At 65.8% G+C, this 2161-nt stretch carries 2 protein-coding genes; both read left to right on the top strand.

Annotated features, from left to right (window positions below):
* Positions 1-88: 88 nt before the first annotated feature.
* Positions 89-1354, top strand: a complete 1266-nt coding sequence (gene metK / locus Q0L57_RS13115) for a methionine adenosyltransferase (RefSeq protein ID WP_296743247.1) — start codon at positions 89-91, stop codon at positions 1352-1354.
* Between the two features lie 5 nt (positions 1355-1359).
* Positions 1360-2061, top strand: a complete 702-nt coding sequence (locus Q0L57_RS13110) for a tRNA (guanosine(46)-N(7))-methyltransferase TrmB (protein WP_296743244.1) — start codon at positions 1360-1362, stop codon at positions 2059-2061.
* Positions 2062-2161: the final 100 nt, after the last annotated feature.

The raw sequence follows: 2161 nt of genomic DNA, 5'->3' as shown, positions 1-2161 counted from the left end.
CGCGCCGCTTGACGAGCGGCGCCCGGCACCGCTAACACGTGGCGCGCCAAAATCGGCAGCATGCCGATCTTTTCAAGAGGGGACACCCGTGACGCGGCAGAATTATCTCTTCACCTCGGAATCCGTCTCCGAGGGCCATCCCGACAAAGTCTGTGACCGCATCTCCGACGAGATCGTTGATCTCGTCTACCGCGAGGCCAAGAAGACGGGCATGGACCCGTGGAAGGTTCGCGTCGCCTGCGAGACCCTGGCCACCACCAACCGCGTCGTCATCGCCGGCGAGGTCCGGGTGCCCGAAACGCTGCTGAAGAAGGACAAGGCGGGCAACGTCCTGATGGACGCCTCCGGCCACCCGGTCGTCAACCCGGCCAAGTTCAAGTCGGTCGCCCGCAAGGCGATCCGCGAGATCGGCTACGAGCAGTCTGGCTTCCACTGGAAGACCGCCAAGATCGAGGTCCTGCTGCACGGCCAGTCGCCTGATATCGGTCAGGGCGTCGACAACGCCGCCGACCGCCAGGGCGAGGAAGGAGCCGGCGACCAGGGCATCATGTTCGGCTATGCCTGCCGCGAAACGCCCGACCTCATGCCGGCGCCGATCTACTACAGCCACAAGATCCTCGAATTGCTGGCGAGTGCGCGCCATGAAGGTGACGGCGAGGCCGGCAAGCTCGGCCCGGACGCCAAGAGCCAGGTCACCGTGCGCTATGTCGATGGCAAGGCGGCGGAAGTGACGCAGATCGTGCTGTCCACCCAGCATCTTGACTCGAGCTGGGACTCCAAGAAGGTCCGCAAGGTCGTCGAACCTTACATCCGTGAGGCGCTCGGCGATCTCGCGATCGCCGACGACTGCAACTGGTACATCAACCCGACCGGCAAGTTCGTCATCGGCGGACCCGACGGCGACGCCGGCCTGACCGGTCGCAAGATCATCGTCGACACCTATGGCGGTGCCGCTCCCCACGGCGGCGGCGCCTTCTCCGGCAAGGACACCACCAAGGTCGACCGTTCGGCAGCCTATGCGGCGCGCTACCTCGCCAAGAACGTGGTGGCGGCCAAGCTCGCCGACCGCTGCACCATCCAGCTGTCCTACGCCATCGGCGTCGCCCAGCCGCTGTCGGTCTATGTCGACCTGCACGGCACCGGCAAGGTCGACGAGGCTGCGCTCGAAGGGGCGCTGCGCAAGGTGATGGACCTGTCGCCGTCCGGCATCCGTCGCCATCTCGACCTCAACAAGCCGATCTACGCCAAGACTTCGTCCTACGGCCATTTTGGCCGCAAGGCCGGCCGCGATGGTTCCTTCTCGTGGGAGAAGACCGATCTCGCCAAGGCGCTCAAGGACGCCGTCGCCGCCTGACGGCCATGGATCCGAAGGACCGGCCAAGCCGCGCGACCGAAGCGTTTTTCGGCCGCCGGCGCGGAAAGCCCATTCGCCCGCACCAGGTGGCCGCCCTTGAAAGCGGCCTGCGCGCCTTGCGGCTCGACCTGGCGTCGGAAGCGCCGACGGATCTCAGGGCGCTGTTCACGGCCGGGGTCTCGGTGCTCCAGCTCGAGATCGGCTTCGGCGGTGGCGAGCATCTCCTGCATCGCGCCGGCGAGGCGCCGGCGACCGGCTTCATCGGTGTCGAGCCCTTCGTCAACGGCATGGCCAAGATGATGACCAGGCTTGACGAACGGCCGCTCGCGAATCTCCGGGTTTACGACGACGACGCCACGCGCCTGCTCGACTGGCTGCCGCCGGCCTCGCTCGACGGCATCGACCTGCTCTATCCTGATCCCTGGCCGAAAAAGAAGCACTGGAAGCGGCGCTTCGTCGGCCCCGCCAACCTCGACCGGTTCGCCCGGGTGCTCAAGCCGGGCGGCAGGTTCCGTTTCGCTTCCGATATCGACAGCTATGTGAACTGGACTCTGCTTGCCTGCCGCGCCAACGGCGCCTTCGCCTGGCAGGCGAATGAAGCTGCCGACTGGCACCGACCCTATGAGGGCTGGCCCGGCACGCGCTACGAGGCAAAGGCCATTCGCGAGGGCCGGCGCCCCGCTTATCTGACCTTCCTTCGGACATAAGCCCGGCGTTTTGAGAAAATAGCCTCCTTGAAACGCCGGCCGGTTTCGTCTATATCAGCCTCAAATTCTTGGTCGGTATGACGAAGAGTGGGTCCACCCG

This window comes from Mesorhizobium sp. (assembly GCF_024509055.1).
GTDB lineage: Bacteria > Pseudomonadota > Alphaproteobacteria > Rhizobiales > Rhizobiaceae > Mesorhizobium.
The sequence above is the reverse complement of the archived record's forward strand: the minus strand, read 5'-3'. Positions and strand labels throughout refer to the sequence as shown.